Here is an 18,621-nt window from a genome sequence, read left to right as displayed (position 1 = left end):
CGGGAAGTTAAGTAGAGTAAAGGTGAGGTGAATTAATGATGAAACCGGCAGGTGTCGTACGGAAGGTCGACCAGCTTGGACGAATAGTGCTCCCGAAGTCGCTACGCAAACGGTATCAAATGAACGAAGGAGATCCGGTAGAGATTTTAGTGAGCGGCGATCATATTATTCTGGAAAGATATCGACCACGCTGCGTATTTTGCGGGTCCATGGATCAGGTCAGCGACTTCAAAGAAAGATACATTTGTTCCGAATGCTTGGGTGAAATGCAACAGATGAAGAACACTCAGGCGTAGGTGCTGCAGTTGTGACGCGAAAGAGACTTGCCGGACGGCCGTGCGCCGGGGCAAGTCTTATTTTTTTGCTATCAGCTATGTCGGGACGCAGGCCTTCTTCCGCATGCGCATCCACTTGCGAAGCTCTTTCGCATTGCCTGTTCGTTGAGAAATCGCGATCAGGCGGTCGTAGAACAAGAGCTCTTCCCCGGTGCCATACTGCAGGCCGCTTTGCAGGAAGCGGACGGCTTCCGCATATTGTTCCCGTTCGCAGCAGTTATCGGCGGCCCATAATGATAACTGTTCCCATGCTTGCTCGACGGTCTCCTTGAGCGCGATGGAGAACGGGTCGAAGCAGCCGGACAATATTTTGCTCTGCAGCTGCTCGGAAAGAGTCACACACTGATTGAGCTTGTAAGCGCTGTCCGCTTGTTCGGAAGCGCTTTGCAATTCCCGCAGGAGGACGAATAGATCGCAATCGATTTCAATATTCAATTTGATCGTATCCCGTTCGATCGTTAAGCAAGGCTCTTGCCCGTCTTCCGTTTCGAGCAGCTTGCTAAAATGATTTAAATACACGCGAAGGTTGCGCATGGCCTTGGGGAAAGCCGTCTCCGGAAACAACGTTTCGCACAGCTGTTCCCGCGTTGCCGAGCGGTGATACGCCAAATACATCAGTATACTCTTGGCGTGCCGCGTGTTCCAACCGAGCCGGATCGGCCGCTGGCCCAGACTGACTTCGAACGTTCCGATACAACGGATCGTCAACCGGTTGCGTTCAGGGGCAGAAGGGAGGCGTCCCGACCAGAGGACACGAAGCGTTTGCTTAAGCTCGTCCTCCACCGGTTTCGGCTTACCGGGTTCGAAGGGCGTTTTCCGCACGAAGCGGTCGATAAAGTCCGAGGTATACAACGGTTGATCCACGAAGGTGAGGTTGGAGGCGCCTGGTACGATCAGGAAGGCGGAGGCGTCGAACAGCATGTGCGCGATATGCGCCATGCCGGGCGGAAAGCTTGCATCCAGCTCGCCCGATATGATCATAAGCGGCTTGCGGACGTGAGCTTGTTCATGTAACGCCTGCTCGGAGCCGGCGAGGTCGAGCAATTGTATGTATAAAGCCTTAGAAACGCGCTCATGGGCTTGGACGATGCGTTGATGCAGAAGCGCATCGCCGGGAGTCCCCGTCAGCTTGTGCGCCATGGCGGCTGCGTAGACCGTCATCGGCGCTTGTTCGAGCAGAAGCCTGCGATCCTGCAGCTCGGTAAGCGTAGCCGGCAGCGTGTGGGGCATATAAGGAGAGATATAAATCATGCGCTCCACGCTGGAAGGGGTTAACGCGGCCAAACGCCTGGCGATATACACGGACGCGTCATGAGCAACCAAGACAACCGAGCTTACGTTCAACGATTCGAGCAGCAAGCGTAGATCTTCAGCGAGGGTAGCGAACGTGACGTCTTCCGACGTTTCGCCGCTTAGGCCGTGTCCGGGCAAATCACAGACGAGCAGCGAGTAACGAACCGACAGCAGCGGGATCAACGATCGCCAGAAGGAGCCGGATAGACCGAGACCGTGAAGCAGTACGATTGTTTTGGCGTCAGGATCGGGGTTCGGTGTAAATTCATAACTCATCCTGTAGCTGGTTGCCAGTAGGGCCATAAGTCCAAAGTCCTCCAATGTGAACGAGTCTCTAGCGGTAAATGATCAATTAGGACTATGTATTTCACCAGTGTACCAAAAATTTAGTTAAAATTTAAGAAAGGATACAATAAAAGTATATTATTTTGTTGGTTTTGTAACCTTTTTGTAACGGTTGTTATGCTAAACTTCACAATATACTGGAATTGAACTTTAGTAGCATACGATAACTTAAAGGACGTGACAAACAATGACAACGACCAATCGAGCCCCGATTGAATTGGATATAGATGATTTGTTGGATCAACTGGGCATAGACGGTGAACGTTGGCGCGGTTTAAGTTCGGGAAGCGGTTCGGATGAAAAGCAGGAACGAGAAGGCAGCCGTTCCGAAGAAGAGCCATCATAAATAAGGTATTAGATCATATAAACTCGGATACATAATGTATCGAGAAGGCCGCGATAAATCAAACGGGTTGAACGATTCGGTCCGTTTCCGGTTATCCGAGTTCCTTCAACCCGCGAGTGCGCATGCGAACGGCTTACAAGCCTTTTGTTTTATCTTCATTGTAGGCGGCCGTGAGCATCGCAGTAATAAACATAGCAAACACCGTAATAACAAGCCAAAACGTAGCGGACATGATTCAGCACCTCCCGCCCTATATTATAACCAACCTTCCCCTAAAAGAAAACGTAAAAACTCCAAGAAAATGAATAAATCTGTGAACAATTGCCTCATTTAAAAAACAGGAAGTTGGTTGCCAGCGGACGAAGCTTGCCGTTATCCGACGGATGGTTGATCACTTGTCCGTCGAAAATCAAGCTCGACGAACCGCCGCCGTCCAGATTGTAAGCGTCCTTGATGCCGAGCGACTGAAGCTTGTCCTGAAGCTCGGCGAGCGTAGCACCGGAGTTGCCGCGCTCGTCGTATCCGTCCGTTACGATAAATAACAGCTGGTCGTTCTTAAAGCTGCCGACCACGGTGCGCGGCGCGCGTGCCGGAGAACTGACCCATTGGGGCGGAATCGGCTGCTTCTTGCCGTTCTGCAGCAAGATTGGCACGAAGGTGGAGCCGAACGACGGCTTCAGCTTGTCGAGATCTTCCTGCTTATAGAACTTGCCTCCGATCAGCTTGCGATCGGTGCTCAGTCCGATGAACGTCAAGTCTTCGAAGGAAGGCTCGAAGCCGTATACGTACTTGCCGCCGACCATCGTCGTGCTGAGCGGGTACCGCTTGCCCGTCTTCGCATCGTCGGCGAAGCCTCCCGCATTGACCCCCGCTACCGCTCCGTAGCGGCGCACCGCTTGCAGCGTCGTTTCGCTGCCGCCGACTTTGTCGCCGCCCAGAACCATTGTCATCCCTTTATCGGTCTTTAGATTAACTTTCAAGGCGTACCCTTTGTAACGCTCCTCGGAGAAGGTGTACAGCTTCAGATCGATATTCGCCGAAGAAGCCGAGCGGTTCACCTTCCCCCCGAGCTTGGAAGCTACGCGCGTGTCGAAGATCGCTGCCGGGCGCTCGGCGGCGGCTTCCGCCAGCTTCGACAGGCGGGCGGCTTCGTCGGCGCTTTTGGCGTAGAACTGAAAGTATTTCTCGACGGTAGTGCGGGTAAGCGCCGCATCCTCCTTGGATCGGTCGAGCTTCGTCAGCGCCGATTGGAGGCTCTCCCTCAGCTGCAGGTCGACCTGCGGCCGTTCAACCGGTTTAGGAAGCTCTACGGAGAGCTGCGCCGCCGCCAGAAAACCGAGTGCGCCGAGGAACGGAGCCAACGCGAGAAGCATCACCCGGTTGATTTGTTGAATCGGATTCATCGCAGGTGCACCTCCTATTGCAGCGCATCCAGTTGTTTTTTCAAGTCGTCGAGCTTCTTCGTCACATCGGCCAGCTGCGTATACAATTGGTTGCTGTTGTCGGTTTTGCTGCTGGCGCTGTCCTTCGTGAAAGAGAGAAGCTCATTGACCGAATCGATTTTCGACTGCAACTGGGTCATATCGGCGGACATGCTTTGCTTCAAGTCGCCGATCTGCTTCTGATAGTCTTCCTGCACAGCGGCAAGCTGGTTCTCGATTTGCGCGGCGATATCTGTCTTGATCTGCAATTGCAGATAATCGGTATAGGCTTTGGCTCCCCATATGCCCAAGCCTACAAGAATGATCCACGAAACGATCAGTATCGTATACGTTCTCGGCTTTGCCTGCTTCGGCCGGCCAGTGCGAATCGGGGCTTGCGGCAAATTCGGTTCGATCGGAGTATTCAAGATTCTCTCCCCTTCCTGTATTCGTTCGGAGAGACGCCGACCGTTTTCTTGAACACTTTGCTGAAATATTTCTCATCTTCGTACCCTACCATGGCGGCGACCTGCGCGATGCGCAGGTGAGGGTTTAACAGCAGCAGCTTGGCTTTGTCAATTCGGATGCCGCTGAGATAATCGGATAAGTTCTCGCCGAACTCTTGTTTGAATTTGCGGGAAATATATTCACGGCTCAAGTAGAAATGGTTGGCGATCTCCTGCAAGGTAATATCCTGATGATAATGATTACGTATATATTTGGCGATTTCGAACATGACGTTGCTGTCCTGCTGCTGCGACTTCAGCATGTGCTTCGAAAGCTCGGTTAAGCTGCGGACGAGCTGCTGCTCCCACATATCGATCGATAAGCGTCCTTCGTCATCCATCGGGACGTGAAACGGGGCGTCGTCCTGCGTGCGCTGCGGAGGCGGACCGTCGCCGAACCATTCGCTCATCCAGCGGGTTTTCAGCGTGTTGTATTCGTGCCACCACAGCTCGAGCTGCTCCGTATTGATCGAAGGAAGACGCCGCACGGCGTCAATCCATTCGCCGACGGATTTGCGAATTTGCTCTTCGCTGCCGCTGCGGACCGCAAGGCGGATCGCTTCGGCGTACTCCGACATCGACAGAACGCCGGCAGAGAGCGGCGGACGGTCGTCGTACTCGTGAATGCGTTTCTGCCTGGCGAGCAGATTGCGGCGCCTCAGCGCTTGCTTCGCTTCCGCATAAGCTTCCTTCAGCTTGTCCGGGAACGGGTGTACGCCGCTGACGCCGATATCCATGGAGCTTTGGAACGTATTGACGATGCACTCCTGAATGTGGAGGAAAACGGCCTCCGACCGTTCCAGCTCACGGAACAGCAGGAGGACGATCTCGTTCTCGCTGTTCCAGAAGCGGAAGGCGACGCCGATCCGCTGACCGCGGTCCATCGTCAGCACTTCATTGCAGACGTTCATGAGCGAGAAGAAGACCAGATCCCATTGCGACCAGAACCGGTCCTTCAGTTTGCCGCTGATCGTATCGAGGCTTAGCACCGCCAGACGGCACGAGGTGACGTCGGGGCTCAAGCCGTACTCTTCGGCAATTTCTTTGGCATGCTTCTCGTATGTTTTGGGCTCGCTCACCAAATTCGACCAGATCGTGTCCCAGTATACGGGCTTAATCTGATTCATTTCCATGTTCAAGCTTTGCTGCTGGCGCCGCTCGTCCTGCTCCTTGCGAATCAGCGCGACGGTTTTCTGCGTCGTCTCCACAAGCTGCTCCGCATCGATCGGCTTTAAGATGTAGTCGACCCCGCCGTGCTTGATTGCGTGCCGCACCAGGTCGAATTCGTCGTGGCCGCTGATGACGATCGTCTTCGCGGATGGCAGATGCTCGCTCAGCCACGCCATCAGCTCCATCCCGTTCATCAGCGGCATCATCATATCGGTGAATACGAGCTGAGGCCGGTGCTGCCGCAGCATCTCCACAGCCTCGGCGCCGTCCTGCGCCTCCAGCACCGTATCGATGCCGAACGTCGTCCATGGCACGAGCAGCTTAATCGCGTCGCGCACGTGCTTCTCATCGTCAACGATCATGGCGATCATCTTCGTCCGCCTCCTTGCGTTGTAAGGGAATGATTATGGTGATTATGAGGCCGCCCGGTTGATGAGGCTCAACGATCATAGCCGCTTCGTCGTCATAGTAGAGCTTGAGTCTTGCTAGCACATTCAAAAGCCCGATGCCGTCCTCCTCGCCGCTGGCATCCATAGGAAGTCTCAGCTTGCGGCGCAGCTGCTCCAAATGGTAGGCGCTCATGCCTTTGCCGTTATCGGCGACGGTGATCTCCAACCGGTTTCCCTCCAGCAGCCGTCCGCCAATTTCGAGCTGCCCGATTTGGCTGCGCGGATCGAACCCGTGCTTGAAATAGTTTTCGACTAGCGGCTGCAGGATCATTTTCGGTACGGGAATCTCAGCCGCTTCGTCCGTGATGCGGTACTCGACGGTCAGCTCGTTCTCGAACCGGTGCAGCTGCAAAGCCAAATACGAACGGACGTGATCGACTTCCCGTTTGAAGGGGACGATCGGTTCGCCCGTGTTCATGCTGTAGCGCATGATTTTGGCGAGAGCGGACAGCAGTGAATAAATTTTGGGCGCCTCGTGCTGCAGGGCAAGGGTTCCGATCGACTGCAGGGCATTATAAAGAAAATGCGGATTGATCTGCGCTTGCAGCGCCTTCAACTGATTCGTCTTGTTGGCGATCTCCAGCTTATATTCCTTCGTGATCAGCTGGTTGATCGTCTGCATCATCACCCGAAAGCGATGGGCGAGAATGCTGAACTCGTCATTGCCTTTGACGTGAATATCGACCTGCATGTTGCCGGTCTGAATTTTGCCGATATACCCGAGCAGCTTCCGGATTGGCGCCGTAAACCGGATCGAGACAATCACGGTCCCGATGATGACGACTGCCATGAAGGCGAGCAAAATGAGCGTATTGGCGAACGTCAGCCGTTTGGCATGTTCATACAACAGCTCGTTGGGAATACGCTTGACAATGATCCAATCGGCGTATGGCTCGCGGATACGCTCATACATTTGGATGCCGCTAAAGCCGCCGCCGTTCCACTCCAGACTGCCGCGTTCCTCTTCGCGAGCGAGCAAGTCGCGCACCCAGGGCTCATCCAGCATCTTGCCGCGGTACTCGGCATTGGAGCCGTACACCACATTGCCGCCGGCGTCCAGCACGAACAGCTCTTCGCCTTGCGACATCAGCTGGTTGCAGATCGACTCGATGAACGAGACGTTGACGTCTACCGAGAGGGTGCCGAGATCTTCCATCGTCAGCGAGTTGGTAATCGAGCGGTGAAACGTAAAGACGGTAGCGGTCGGCAGCGGATTGAAAGGGAACATCGCATACGTATGGCTCGAATGCGTAGGCTCGATCCAGACGTTGCCTTTATCCACGCTGGGCACATATTTGGATTGGCTGCTTTCATTTGAATTCGTATTGCCCTGCGTATACAGGAAAGCTTTATCCGTTTTGCTCAGATACAGGTACACTTGATGAATTTCTTGAACCGCGTTGTTGATGCTCAGCAAGCCCCGTATAATTTCCTGGCGGCTGCCGAATCCGGTGGCCCCGTTCTCGATCACCGTATATAAATTGTTGTCATTGTAAACGAGCAGCGTCGCCTGCTTGACCCCGTTCAAATAGTTGACGAGATTCGTTTTTCCTTGATAAATCAGGTTGGAGTTAGTCTGTATCGTATCTTGGATGACCTGGCGTTCGGTGACGTAATACGTCATCACGATCGACGTGGAGATCGGCAAGATGGTTGCGGCCAGCAGAAATAAGATCAGCTTGTTGCGGATGCTGTTTCGGATCAAGGGCGTCCCTCCTGATTTTGGCGCTAGCGCCCTTAATTGTACCAACAAAGATCAATAAATTCCACCTGATCCGACAAGAGATTCCATGTTCATTGTCAGCCGCACTTTCTATACTAAGGGTATACTTTACAAGAATTTTGCAAACTTTAAGACCAAAAGGGGGAGGTACCCATGAAAGCAAATCAGCGGTTATCAAGCGCGCTGCAGCAGCTCGTGTTCGTAGGGCCGGCTTTCATTTTCTTCGGCATCATCGTCATCGTCCCGTTCGTCATGAGTATGTACTACTCGTTCACCGAGTGGAACGGGGTCACCTCAAACGTCAAGTGGATCGGTTTTGACAATTTCAAACATATCCTCCTGGAGGATAAAGATTTCCATAGGTCGTTCTGGTTCACGACACGATTCACCGTCACCGAAGTTCTTCTTGCGAACGTGGTGGCGTTCGGCTTGGCGCTTCTGCTGACGCAGGCGCTCAAGACGCGCAACATGCTCCGTACCGTATTTTTCATGCCGAACGTCATTGGCGGCCTGCTGCTCGGGTTCATCTGGCAGTTCATCTTCGTCAAAGGATTCTCCAACATCGGCGAGCTGACGGGACTTTGGTTTTTTCAGCTTCCTTGGCTGGGCGATTCGCCGACCGCCTTCTGGGCGCTTGTCATCGTCAGCGTCTGGCAGCATGCCGGTTATTTGATGGTCATCTACATTGCGGGGCTGGCGAACGTGCCGAAGGAGCTGCAGGAGGCCGCGTATATCGACGGCGCCAATCGCTGGCAGACATTGAAGAACATCACGTTCCCGATGATCATGCCGTCCATCACGGTCTGTCTGTTCCTTACCATCTCATGGGCGTTCAAAATGTACGATCTTAACGTGTCGCTGACGCAAGGCGGTCCGTTCAACTCGACCCAGTCGGTAGCGCTGAACATCTATGAAGAAGCGTTCCGGAACAACCGATACGGTCTCGGAACGGCAAAAGCGTTCATTTTCTTCATCGTCGTTGCCATCATTACGATGATTCAAGTTACCGTTACGAAGCGGAAGGAGGTCGAAGCGTAATGGAATCGGGCAAAAACTACAACTTCCGCCTGTTCTCGCTTGAAGTGCTGGGCATTGTGCTGGGCCTGCTGTTCCTCGTACCGTTCTATTTCGTTATCGTCAATTCGATGAAAACGTTCGGGGAGCTGCTCGTGAATTCGGCCAATTTGCCGCAATCGTTCAACCTCGCCAACTATGCGAAGGTTTGGGGGATTATGAAGTTCCCAAGAGTGTTCTCGAACTCGCTGATCATCACCGTGGTCAGCAACCTGGGACTCGTCTTGATCAGCTCCATGGCGGCTTACCGGCTCGTCCGCCATCCGTCGCGTTTCAATAATTGGCTGTTTCTTGCGTTCGTGGCCGCGATGGTCATTCCGTTCCAATCGATCATGATCCCGCTCGTGAAGGTTGCCAGCGAGGTCGGTCTGATGGACAGCCGGCTCGGTCTCATCATTTGTTACTTTGGGTTCGGCGTATCGTTGAACGTGTTCCTGTATCACGGCTTCATTAAATCGATTCCGAAGGAAATCGAGGAGTCCGCAACGGTGGACGGATGCACCCCGTACGGCGTGTTCTGGAAAATCATTTTCCCGCTCTTGAAGCCGATGTCGGTTACGATCGTCCTGCTGAACAGCTTATGGATTTGGAACGACTTCCTGCTGCCGCTTCTCGTATTGAACAATCCGGATCTGCGGACGATTCCGCTGGCGACGTATTCGTTCTTCGGTCAGTATACGAAGCAGTGGGATATGGCGCTCGCGGCGCTCGTGCTCGGCGTCATTCCGATCATCATCTTCTTCCTGTCGATGCAGCGCTTCATTATCGAAGGAATTACGGCCGGTTCGGTTAAGGGCTAACCGGATACCCAGGGTTACGAACTTCCAATGAAAGCGTTTGTTCAAAATGTTCCACCTTTTCGATCAATTTTCTCTGTGTTCGGCAAGGTGGGCATTTTATACAATAAACTTGTAAATCATAAATAAAAATGGTTCAGAAATAAGGGAGGTTACTTCGATGAATGCAAAGAAAATCGTAAGCTTGAGTCTGGCGGCCATTATGGCGATGTCCGTTGCCGCAGGTTGCGCTAAGAAAGAGGAAGCGCCAAGCACGGGCGGAACGGAAGGTAATGCCGGAGCGGCGAAGAACGTCACCCTGAAAATGTTCCAGTTTAAAGTGGAAATCGCCGAGCCGCTTGCCAAATTGGCAGCCGAGTACGAGAAGGCGAACCCGGGCGTAAAAATTCAAATCGACACCGTTGGCGGCGGCGCGGACTACGGCGCAGCGCTGATGGCGAAGTTCAATTCCGGAGATAAACCGGATATCTTCAACAATGGCGGTTTCTCCGATCTTGACAAATGGATCGAGCACCTGGAGGATCTCTCCGCAGAGCCATGGGTGAAGGACCTCGTCGACGTTGCGAAAGAACCGATGACCAAGGACGGCAAGCTGTACGGTCAGCCGCTTAACCTGGAAGGGTATGGCTTCCTGTATAACAAGGACTTGTTCGCGCAAGCCGGCATCACCGAGACGCCGAAGACGATCTCGCAGCTCGAGGATGCGGCGAAGAAGCTGCAAGCCAAAAACATTACACCGTTCGTGAACGGTTATGCGGAATGGTGGGTGCTTGGCAACCACTTCGTGAACCTGCCGTTCGCTTACCAACCGGATCCTAACAAATTTATCGCCGACTTGAACAGCGGCGCGGCTAAAATCCCGGGCAACCCTGTGTTCGATCAATGGGTGAAATTGTTCGATCTGCAGCTGCAATACGGCAACAAAAACCCGCTGCAAACCGACTACAAAACACAAGTGACCGAGTTCGCGACAGGCAAAGCGGCGATGACGCAGCAAGGGAACTGGACGCAGCTGCAATTGACGCAGACGAACCCGAACCTGAAGGTCGGCTTCCTGCCGATGCCGATCAGTGACGACGCAGCGGCGAACGACAAGCTGCCGGTCGGCGTACCGAACAACTGGGTGATTAACAAAAATTCGCCGAACAAAGAAGAGGCGAAGAAGTTCCTTAACTGGCTCGTAACGTCCGATATGGGTAAAAAGTACATTGTTGAAGAGTTCAAATTTATCCCGGCGTTCAAATCGATTCCAGCTGACGAGAAGATTCTCGGACCTTTGGCAGCTGACATTATCCGTTACAGCAAAGACAACAAAACGCTTAGCTGGAACTGGTTCAAATTCCCGGGCGGCGAAGCGTCCAGCAAGAAGTTCGCGGCTACGATGCAGGCTTATGTCGCGAAGCAAAAAACGAAAGATCAAATGCTGACCGAGTTCCAACAAACATGGGACAGCTTGAAAAAATAAGGTCGATTCAAAGACACCGGTCCGGTTACAGGACCGGTGTCTTTTGCAATCCATTCGGGAGAGTTTCCGGGAAATAACTGCGCTTCATACAAGAGAAAGAAGCAGGCGCCCGATGATGCGCTCAAACGTCGCGAGAAAGCGGTTTTTACGGCTTCCCTTCCGGAGCGGAGACTAGAGCCGGCGTCGTACGAACGGTACGCGCCCCGGTTTGCTGCAGGCGAGACTTGGAGCGGCGGTTGAGGCGGGCGTATCGCTATTCATCCACTTTGCTTTCAGTTCGGAGCTTCCATGTTCGGTGTCTTTCTTTACCTGTGGCGGTTGACTGAAAGTATGGCCATTAACGGCATCTATTACGCAGTTAACTACACTTCCGTTATTTTCTCATTCATCATCGGGGGTGGCAGATCAAGCAAAATGATCGCATGGTCGGTTACCGTATCGGAATCGGCATGCATGCCGTCTTTTATTTGTCCGTCGTGTTTACGGGAGAACATCTCGTGAATTACTATCTCCTGTTCGCTGTCTGCAATGGGATTGCAAGCGCTTTCTATTGCGTCGGTTATTTGACGCTCGTGTATGACGTATCGACCGATACGAACCGGATCCGGTAGATCGGCCGGCCAAGCGTGAACGTTATCGTATTAATCGCCAGATACATGGTGGAGAACGCAGGCATTGAAGTGCTGCCCTGGGGTACTGCTCGGCAGCTCCGCGCTGCAAATCGCGCTGTACGGGTTGATCGAGGCGGATCGCGTTCCGGAACCTTCGCATCGCACACGACGGAGGGGTAAGGCCGGAGAGGCTGGAGAATATATGGCAAGTTTACCTCCCGCGGTACTGTTTTTCCTTTTGATGGTGATAGTAAAACTTCTCGCTTTGCCAAGAGCCTTTCCGTTTATAAATGTTTTTCATTAAGCGATGGTACATCCACATAAGCGTTCGAAGCAAGATGACCCCTCCTATACAAATGACTCCTACCAATTTAGTGTACATTAAAAACTGGAAATAGGCCAATTTACCTAATTATAAAGTTTAGATTAGGCTTTTAGGTCTACGTGAAGCATCATGCATGGAATGTCCATCCTTATGGGGAAACTAGTTTGTAACTGAACGGGGAGAGGAAGGAGCATTCTGCTTATGTACGATTGCATCATTGTCGGCGGAGGGTTTGCCGGGCTTCAAGCGGCGATTCAGCTAGGCCGTTACGGCCACCGCGTCAAGGTTGTGGACAAGGGTTACGGCAGGTCAACGCTGTGCCGCAGCTACCGGAACCTCATCGGTTGGCCGGACGGCGTCTCCGGACAGGAGCTGCGGCGTCTCGGACAGCTCCAGGCGCAGCGGTTAGGGGTGGAGTTCGTGCAGGATGAAGCGCTTGCCGCCGCGCGCGACGGGGAGACGTTCGAGGTCGCCTTATACGGCGGTGGGAGCGGCGGGGTCCTGAAGGGCAGAACGCTGCTGATCGCGACAGGCATTGCCGACCGCTATCCGGCCTTACCCGGATTGGAAGAGAGGCTCGGTTATAGCGTGTATGTATGCCCGGATTGCGACGGCTACGAGACGGTCGGCAGACGAACGATCGTGATGGGGGCGGGCGAAGCCGGCTCCGGAATGGCGCTCGCGCTGAAGTATTGGTGCGATGATCTGGTGTATGTCAATCATGAACGGAAGGCGATAGGCAGCGCGCATAGGGGAAAGCTCGAGGAGCTTGGCATTGCATACGTGGAGGCGGAGATTGCTGAAGTCTTAGGAAACGGAAGTTCGGAAGAGGGAGCCTTCGGCGGCGTTCGTTTAACGACGGGCGAGACGATACAGGGAGAACGGGGATTCATCGCCTTCGGCGGGAACAGGGTTCACTCCGATTGGGCGGTCTCGCTCGGCATCGAGCGGATGGAGAACAAACACATCGTCACCGACCCGCGAACGAAAATGACCCAGGTGCCCGGCGTATGGGCGGCCGGAGACATCGGCGTGCATGCCGAGCAATCGGTCATCGCCATGGGCGAAGGGTCGCAAGCCGCGATTTGGATTCACAAGGAGCTGCTCAAGCGGGGAGCCCGACGGCACATTCAGGGTTGAAGCGCAGGGCTGCGCGGTCACACGGAGCCGCTGAGGCTGCCGATGGGTTCGGCTGCAGCTTCGTTCGTTTCCCCGGTTAGGGGGACGGGTTCCAGCCGGAATGCCTGGACGACATGAGCGTACGTCAGCAGCGCTTCCTCGCCCTGCGGGGTGAGCTGGTATACGCCTCGTTCCACGCGTTGAAACCAGAGGTATACGTTCTTCTGGAGCATGGCGGCCGAGCGGCTGTTTCCGGTCATGTCGCGCAGCTTGCGCGGAGACATCGGTCCGTACTGCCTTAGCAGTGCGGCGAGGTGCAGCGATTTCTCGCGATACGCGGTCACGAGCTTGCGCTTCGAGCTCCCGCCAACGTTGTAATCGCCCTGTCGTTCGCGGAACTCCTGCTCCAGCTTGCCGGCCGCATATTTGCTCGTTCTGGGCCTCCGTCCGTTTCCGGCGCTCAGCCGGCCTTCGGCCGCTTCGGGCGGATGACATTCAACCTCGACGCGAGGTTTTTTTGTTTTGTAGAACTGCACGGTCATCATCCCGAGCCCGAGCATGCCGCATAAGGTTCGAAGCTCGGGCCAGCTTGCACGGTGAGGCGCTCTGCCTTTGTCCGGCTTCTCGAAGGCGACGTAGACGGTGCGAGACATCCGCAGCCGGTCGATGGCTTGCAGCAGCAGCGGAATCGAGAAGCTTCGCTTCAGCTCTACGATAAGCGGCGGCTCGTCGCCGCGGATCGCGACCAAATCGCAGTGGCGCACCTCGCCCCGCACCTCATAGCCGAGCTGCTCCAGGTAAGTTTTGACGGGGGCGTACAGCTCGGTTTCGCTTTTGATCGCCACTCGGGTCCGCACTCCTTCCATCGGTTGTTAACTACAGCCATTATAGGCCATATCCAACAATTTGTCTAAAAATTTCGGTCAACTTCGTCCGCTTTCCTGCATAGGTATTTAATACACTTCGGATTACTGAAAGAGGGTTCCCGATGTCGATACAAAGGATGTTATTGCTGCCCTTATCCTGTACCGATGCTCATGAAGCTGGTTTTGCGCCGCAAAGCCCGGAGGAGGTTATGAATCATGAATATATTCAAGAAAATTGCCGATTATCGCACGGAAACCGAAAGACTGGCATGGACCGGTACCTTCGCCGAGTACCTGGAGAAGCTCCGCGACAATCCTCGACTTGCCATGACGGCTCATGCGCGCGTGTACGAAATGATCGCCTCTCATGGAATTGTAGAGGAGAATGGGCATCGAAAATATCAATTTTTTGAGAAAGAAATTTTCGGGCTCAATCATCCGATCGAGAAATTGGTCGAAGAATACTTTCATTCGGCGGCAAGACGTCTGGACGTCCGCAAACGCATCTTGCTGCTGATGGGACCTGTCAGCGGGGGGAAATCGACAATCGTCACGATGCTTAAGCGCGGGCTGGAGCGATATTCGCGTACCGACGAAGGCGCCGTCTTCGCGATCAAGGGCTGCCCGATGCATGAGGAGCCGCTGCACCTGATTCCGCTGGAGCTTCGGCCGGATGTGGAGCGGGAGTTCGGCGTGAAGATTGAGGGCAACCTGTGCCCGTCGTGCCAAATTCGGGTTCGGGAGGAATATGGGGGGCGCATCGAGGACGTGCTGGTGGAGCGGGTGCTTATTTCCGAGGACACCCGTACAGGGATCGGGACGTTCAGTCCTTCCGATCCGAAGTCGCAGGACATTGCGGATTTGACGGGCAGCATCGACTTTTCCACGATTACGGAGTTCGGCTCCGAATCGGATCCGCGCGCATACCGTTTCGACGGGGAGCTGAACAAGGCGAACCGGGGGTTAATGGAGTTCCAGGAAATGCTGAAGTGCGACGAGAAATTTTTGTGGAACCTGCTTTCCTTGACGCAAGAAGGCAACTTTAAAGCGGGGCGGTTTGCGTTAATATCGGCGGATGAGCTTATCGTGGCGCATACGAACGAATCCGAGTACAAGTCGTTCATTGCGAACAAGAAGAACGAAGCGCTTCAGTCGCGTATGATCGTCATGCCGATCCCGTACAACCTGAAGGTATCGGAAGAGGAGAAAATATATGGGAAGCTGATCCAGCAGAGTGACATGAAACACGTACATATCGCTCCGCATTCGCTGCGGGCGGCGGCGATCTTCTCGATTTTGACGCGCTTGAAGGAATCGAAGAAGCAGGGGATGGACCTCGTCAAGAAGATGCGCATGTATGACGGGCAAGAAGTCGAGGGCTACAAGGATGCCGATTTGAAGGAGATGCAGAACGAATTTCTGGAGGAAGGCATGACTGGGATCGATCCGCGTTATGTCATCAACCGCATCTCCAGCGCCTTGATTCGTCACGACCTGGAGTTCATTAACGCGCTCGACGTGCTTCGCGCCCTGAAGGACGGTCTCGATCAGCATCCTTCGATTACGAAGGATGAGCGTGAACGGTACTTGAACTTCATCTCGATCGCGCGTAAAGAGTACGACGAGCTGGCGAAGAAGGAAGTGCAGAAGGCGTTCGTTTACTCGTTCGACGAGTCCGCCAAGACGCTGTTCAACAACTACCTCGACAACATTGAAGCTTACTGCAACTGGGGGAAAATTAAAGACCCGCTGACCGGCGAGGAGATGGACCCGGACGAGAGGCTGATGCGATCGATCGAGGAGCAGATCGGCATTTCGGAGAATGCGAAGAAGGCGTTCCGCGAAGAAATTTTGATCCGCATGTCCACGTACTCCCGCAAGGGGCGGCGGTTCGATTACAGCAGCCACGAGCGGCTGCGCGAGGCGATTGAGAAGAAGCTGTTCACCGATCTGAAGGATATCGTGAAAATTACGACGTCCACCAAGACGCCGGATGAAAATCAATTGAAACGGATCAACGAAGTGATCAAGCGGCTTGTGGAAGAACACGGGTACACGACAGCCTCTGCTAACGAGCTGCTGCGTTATGTGGGAAGCCTGCTGAACAGATAGTCCTGCCGGCGTTACAACGGAAAAGCCTGCCGAAACCTTGTGAGGTATCGGCAGGCTTTTCTCATGAGGGTGCTAACGAGGAGCGGAATCAGCCGCGGGCATATAAATCTCAACCGTCGTCCCTTTTCCGACTTCGCTGAATATTTTCATTTTGCCCCCGTGGCTTTCGATGATTTTGAACGTGACCATCAGGCCGAGGCCTGTGCCTTTCTCCTTCGTCGTATAGAACGGCTCGCCCAATCTCGGAATGCGATCCTCCGGAATCCCGCAGCCCTGGTCGGTGAAACGCATCAGGACGTAACCGTCCTCTTGTTTTTTGAATTGAATGCGGATTTCGCCGCCTTCTTCCATGGAATCTACCGAGTTGTTCAAAATATTGATGAACACCTGTTTGATTTGATTCTCGTCGCAATTGATGAGCGGCACGTCGTGATCCGTTTCGGTGACAATATTGACGTTATGGATAATGGCTTGGGAACCGATCAGCAATATCGTATTGTGCAAAATAACGGCCGCATCCTTCGGCTGGAACTTGACCGATTGCGGCTTGGCGATGACGAGAAATTCGCTGACGATAAAGTTGATGCGTTCGAGTTCCTCCATCATGATGTTGAAGTAGTTGTCGAACCCGGCTACCCGGGATTGCATCAACTGTACGAACCCTTTGAGCGAAGTCAGCGGATTACGGATTTCGTGCGCGACACCGGCCGCGAGTTGTCCGACGATGGACAGCTTCTCCGAACGGATGAGCATTTCTTCCGCGCGTTTGCGTTCGCTGATGTCCTGGCCGATCATATAGACGCCTGCGATCTGTTTGCCTACGAAGATCGGGAAGTTCAATACGCTCAGCTCGACCAGCCGGTCCTCATTTTTGTGCCGGAACGAAAGCTCGTAATGAGGGGTCGCGCCTTTCAGCGTTTCGAAGAAGCTCTGCGACCAACGGGCGTAATGTTCCGGAACAAGCAGCGTATCGATCGTTTTGTGAAGCAAATCTTTCTCCGTATAGCCGGCAACGGCGAACATTGCCGGGTTTACGCTGGTGATGTGCCCGCTCAAATTGAGCGAACAGATCGGATCGGGGTTATGCTCGAACAACGATTTATACCGCAGCTCGCTTTCTTCGAGCAGAATCTCGGCTTTTTTTTTCTCGTAAAGCGCTTTAATCATCGCATATGAACGGGCAAACCGATAGTCTTCTTCCTGCGCCAAGATCGTTTCGAAGATGTCGTCGTCCTCTTCCGGGATGCCGTGATCCAGATCTTTCATCTTGCGTAAGAGATTGATGACGTTGGTGACATGTTCGCCTTGTATCCATGCCGCCGACGCGGTCTTGTAGGAGGTGGAGGAGCCGGTTTGCAGTTTGACGACGCCTTTGCGCGGATCATATTCTTTCACATGGTTCATGTTCACGACGTTCATCTGATCGATCAAACGGAAGCCTTCTTCGAACAGACACTCTTCGAAAGCTTCGAGGGAGGCAGCCCAATAAAATTTATCGTTCGCGGTATGAACGATGTATTCTTTATCTCGGATGCTTTCGATCTTCACGACTTCATCCGACGGAATGATCAGAATATCGGAACTTCTTTTATCACGAACAACTGGAATTTTCTGCATGAAATGAGATCACCTGCCTGTCGCATTCATTTCATTATAACATGGATGGTAATAACGTAACAGTTCACAGTCATTCATTATACTGCTTGTCGATTTGTGAAGTAAATCCCAACATTGAAATGGTGCGAAAATTCACAGAAAACGCGAATGACAAACGTGTTCCCGAACCTCTATAATTTAATTATGCAATAAAGAATGATATGAAGGTAGGGAGAATGGAAACTTGATTGATATACATACGCATATACTGCCCGGTATCGACGATGGCGCTGCGGACGAGCGTCAAGCCCTTCTCATGGCTCAAGCGGCCGAGAAGGAAGGCATACATACCCTCATCGCTACGCCCCATCATTATAACGGAAAATACACGAACCCCGGCGGTCAAGTTCGCCATGACGTCGCTAAGCTGAACACATTGCTGGAGGAGAACGCTATAGCCGTCAAGGTGCTTGCCGGCCAAGAGGTGCGGATTCACCGGGAACTGCTGGACGAGCTGCAGTCCGGCCATGCGATTACTTTGCATGATACCGCTTACCTGCTCCTTGAGCTGCCGACCGCCGACGTTCCTGCTTACACAGAAGAAATGATTCATGAGCTGAGGCTCATGAACCGCATTCCGATCATCGCCCACCCGGAACGCAACGCGGTTCTTGCCGCATCTCCCGATAAGCTGGCCCGCCTCATCGATCTGGGCGCGCTGGCCCAGCTTACGTCCCATTCCGTCAACGGCGCCTTCGGCCGCAAGCTGCAGAAGCTATGCTTCGCTTGGTGCGAGCAAGGCCTGGCTCACTTTATCTCATCCGACGCTCACAATGTCGACAGCCGGGCGTTCGCCCTTCGTCAGGCCTATTCGCTGGTGGCTGAGCAATGCGGGGAGGCCAAGGTGGGCTATATCACAGAAAATGCGAGAAGAATCATTCATAATGAAGAAGTCCCCGTGCTTGTGCCCCAAGCGCATAAGAAGAAATGGTGGAGCTTCTGGTCATAGCGACGCGGTTCCCGGGAACTAAAAAAACGTTTAGATTTAACAATATTTATTGACCGACT

At 53.5% G+C, this 18,621-nt stretch carries 16 protein-coding genes; 9 read left to right on the top strand and 7 right to left on the bottom strand.

Features of this window, described 5'->3' with window-relative positions; all coding sequences use genetic code 11:
• Nucleotides 1-38: 38 nt before the first annotated feature.
• Nucleotides 39-296, top strand: a complete 258-nt coding sequence (locus PVA01S_RS15090; protein ID WP_127608331.1) for an AbrB/MazE/SpoVT family DNA-binding domain-containing protein — start codon at nt 39-41, stop codon at nt 294-296.
• A gap of 75 nt (nt 297-371) precedes the next feature.
• On the opposite strand, the gene PVA01S_RS15085 is transcribed toward PVA01S_RS15090, so the two are convergent.
• Nucleotides 372-1,931, bottom strand: a complete 1,560-nt coding sequence (locus tag PVA01S_RS15085; RefSeq protein ID WP_127608295.1) for an alpha/beta fold hydrolase — start codon at nt 1,929-1,931, stop codon at nt 372-374.
• A gap of 229 nt (nt 1,932-2,160) precedes the next feature.
• On the opposite strand from PVA01S_RS15085, the gene PVA01S_RS26665 reads away from it, so the two are divergent.
• Nucleotides 2,161-2,319 carry a hypothetical protein gene (locus PVA01S_RS26665; RefSeq protein ID WP_155614500.1) on the top strand — a complete coding sequence of 53 codons (159 nt, stop codon included), beginning with the start codon at nt 2,161-2,163 and terminating at the stop codon, nt 2,317-2,319.
• A gap of 326 nt (nt 2,320-2,645) precedes the next feature.
• Here PVA01S_RS26665 and PVA01S_RS15080 read toward each other — a convergent pair whose 3' ends face one another.
• Genes PVA01S_RS15080 through PVA01S_RS15065 form a run of 4 tightly spaced genes read right to left on the bottom strand, consistent with a single transcriptional unit; the run spans nt 2,646 to nt 7,570 of the window.
• On the bottom strand, nt 2,646-3,722 hold the full coding sequence (locus PVA01S_RS15080; protein WP_127608294.1) for a phosphodiester glycosidase family protein: 1,077 nt from the start codon (nt 3,720-3,722) through the stop codon (nt 2,646-2,648).
• A gap of 14 nt (nt 3,723-3,736) precedes the next feature.
• Nucleotides 3,737-4,168: a hypothetical protein gene (locus PVA01S_RS15075; protein ID WP_127608293.1), complete on the bottom strand. Its 432-nt coding sequence runs from the start codon at nt 4,166-4,168 to the stop codon at nt 3,737-3,739.
• Entirely contained in the window at nt 4,165-5,787 is a 1,623-nt protein-coding gene (locus PVA01S_RS15070; RefSeq protein WP_127608292.1) for a response regulator, read from the bottom strand. The genes PVA01S_RS15075 and PVA01S_RS15070 overlap by 4 nt, the downstream gene beginning before the upstream one ends.
• A complete protein-coding gene (locus PVA01S_RS15065) occupies nt 5,768-7,570 on the bottom strand; it encodes a cache domain-containing sensor histidine kinase (protein WP_127608291.1) in 1,803 nt (600 codons plus the stop codon). Before PVA01S_RS15065 ends, PVA01S_RS15070 begins: the two co-directional genes overlap by 20 nt.
• Nucleotides 7,571-7,741: 171 nt before the next feature.
• On the opposite strand from PVA01S_RS15065, the gene PVA01S_RS15060 reads away from it, so the two are divergent.
• From PVA01S_RS15060 to PVA01S_RS15045, 5 genes are all read left to right on the top strand, one after another.
• Nucleotides 7,742-8,626, top strand: a complete 885-nt coding sequence (locus tag PVA01S_RS15060) for a carbohydrate ABC transporter permease (protein ID WP_127608290.1) — start codon at nt 7,742-7,744, stop codon at nt 8,624-8,626.
• Nucleotides 8,626-9,462 (top strand): carbohydrate ABC transporter permease, encoded by an 837-nt coding sequence (locus PVA01S_RS15055; protein ID WP_054796071.1) that lies wholly within the window; start codon nt 8,626-8,628, stop codon nt 9,460-9,462. The genes PVA01S_RS15060 and PVA01S_RS15055 overlap by 1 nt, the downstream gene beginning before the upstream one ends.
• Before the next feature lie 157 nt (nt 9,463-9,619).
• The gene (locus PVA01S_RS15050) at nt 9,620-10,924 is read left to right on the top strand and encodes an ABC transporter substrate-binding protein (protein WP_127608289.1); all 1,305 of its coding nucleotides are present in this window, start codon (nt 9,620-9,622) and stop codon (nt 10,922-10,924) included.
• 422 nt (nt 10,925-11,346) lie between these two features.
• Nucleotides 11,347-11,535: a hypothetical protein gene (locus PVA01S_RS26660; protein ID WP_164751845.1), complete on the top strand. Its 189-nt coding sequence runs from the start codon at nt 11,347-11,349 to the stop codon at nt 11,533-11,535.
• A 526-nt stretch (nt 11,536-12,061) separates the two neighbouring features.
• A complete protein-coding gene (locus PVA01S_RS15045; protein WP_127608288.1) occupies nt 12,062-13,000 on the top strand; it encodes an NAD(P)/FAD-dependent oxidoreductase in 939 nt (312 codons plus the stop codon).
• Nucleotides 13,001-13,017: 17 nt separating this feature from the next.
• Here PVA01S_RS15045 and PVA01S_RS15040 read toward each other — a convergent pair whose 3' ends face one another.
• The gene (locus PVA01S_RS15040; protein WP_127608287.1) at nt 13,018-13,824 is read right to left on the bottom strand and encodes a DUF2161 domain-containing phosphodiesterase; all 807 of its coding nucleotides are present in this window, start codon (nt 13,822-13,824) and stop codon (nt 13,018-13,020) included.
• Between the two features lie 237 nt (nt 13,825-14,061).
• Here PVA01S_RS15040 and PVA01S_RS15035 point away from each other — a divergent pair, with 237 nt between their 5' ends.
• A complete protein-coding gene (locus PVA01S_RS15035) occupies nt 14,062-15,957 on the top strand; it encodes a PrkA family serine protein kinase (protein WP_127608286.1) in 1,896 nt (631 codons plus the stop codon).
• Between the two features lie 72 nt (nt 15,958-16,029).
• Here the strand turns inward: PVA01S_RS15035 and PVA01S_RS15030 are convergent, their stop codons facing one another.
• Complete coding sequence (locus PVA01S_RS15030; protein WP_127608285.1) at nt 16,030-17,574, bottom strand: ATP-binding protein; 1,545 nt, start codon at nt 17,572-17,574, stop codon at nt 16,030-16,032.
• A 223-nt stretch (nt 17,575-17,797) separates the two neighbouring features.
• On the opposite strand from PVA01S_RS15030, the gene PVA01S_RS15025 reads away from it, so the two are divergent.
• The gene (locus PVA01S_RS15025) at nt 17,798-18,562 is read left to right on the top strand and encodes a tyrosine-protein phosphatase (RefSeq protein WP_127608284.1); all 765 of its coding nucleotides are present in this window, start codon (nt 17,798-17,800) and stop codon (nt 18,560-18,562) included.
• Nucleotides 18,563-18,621: the final 59 nt, after the last annotated feature.

The sequence above is a fragment of the Paenibacillus validus NBRC 15382 genome (genome assembly GCF_004000985.1).
Taxonomy (GTDB): Bacteria; Bacillota; Bacilli; order Paenibacillales; family NBRC-103111; genus Paenibacillus_G; species Paenibacillus_G validus.
This window is presented reverse-complemented; position numbering and strand designations above follow the sequence as displayed.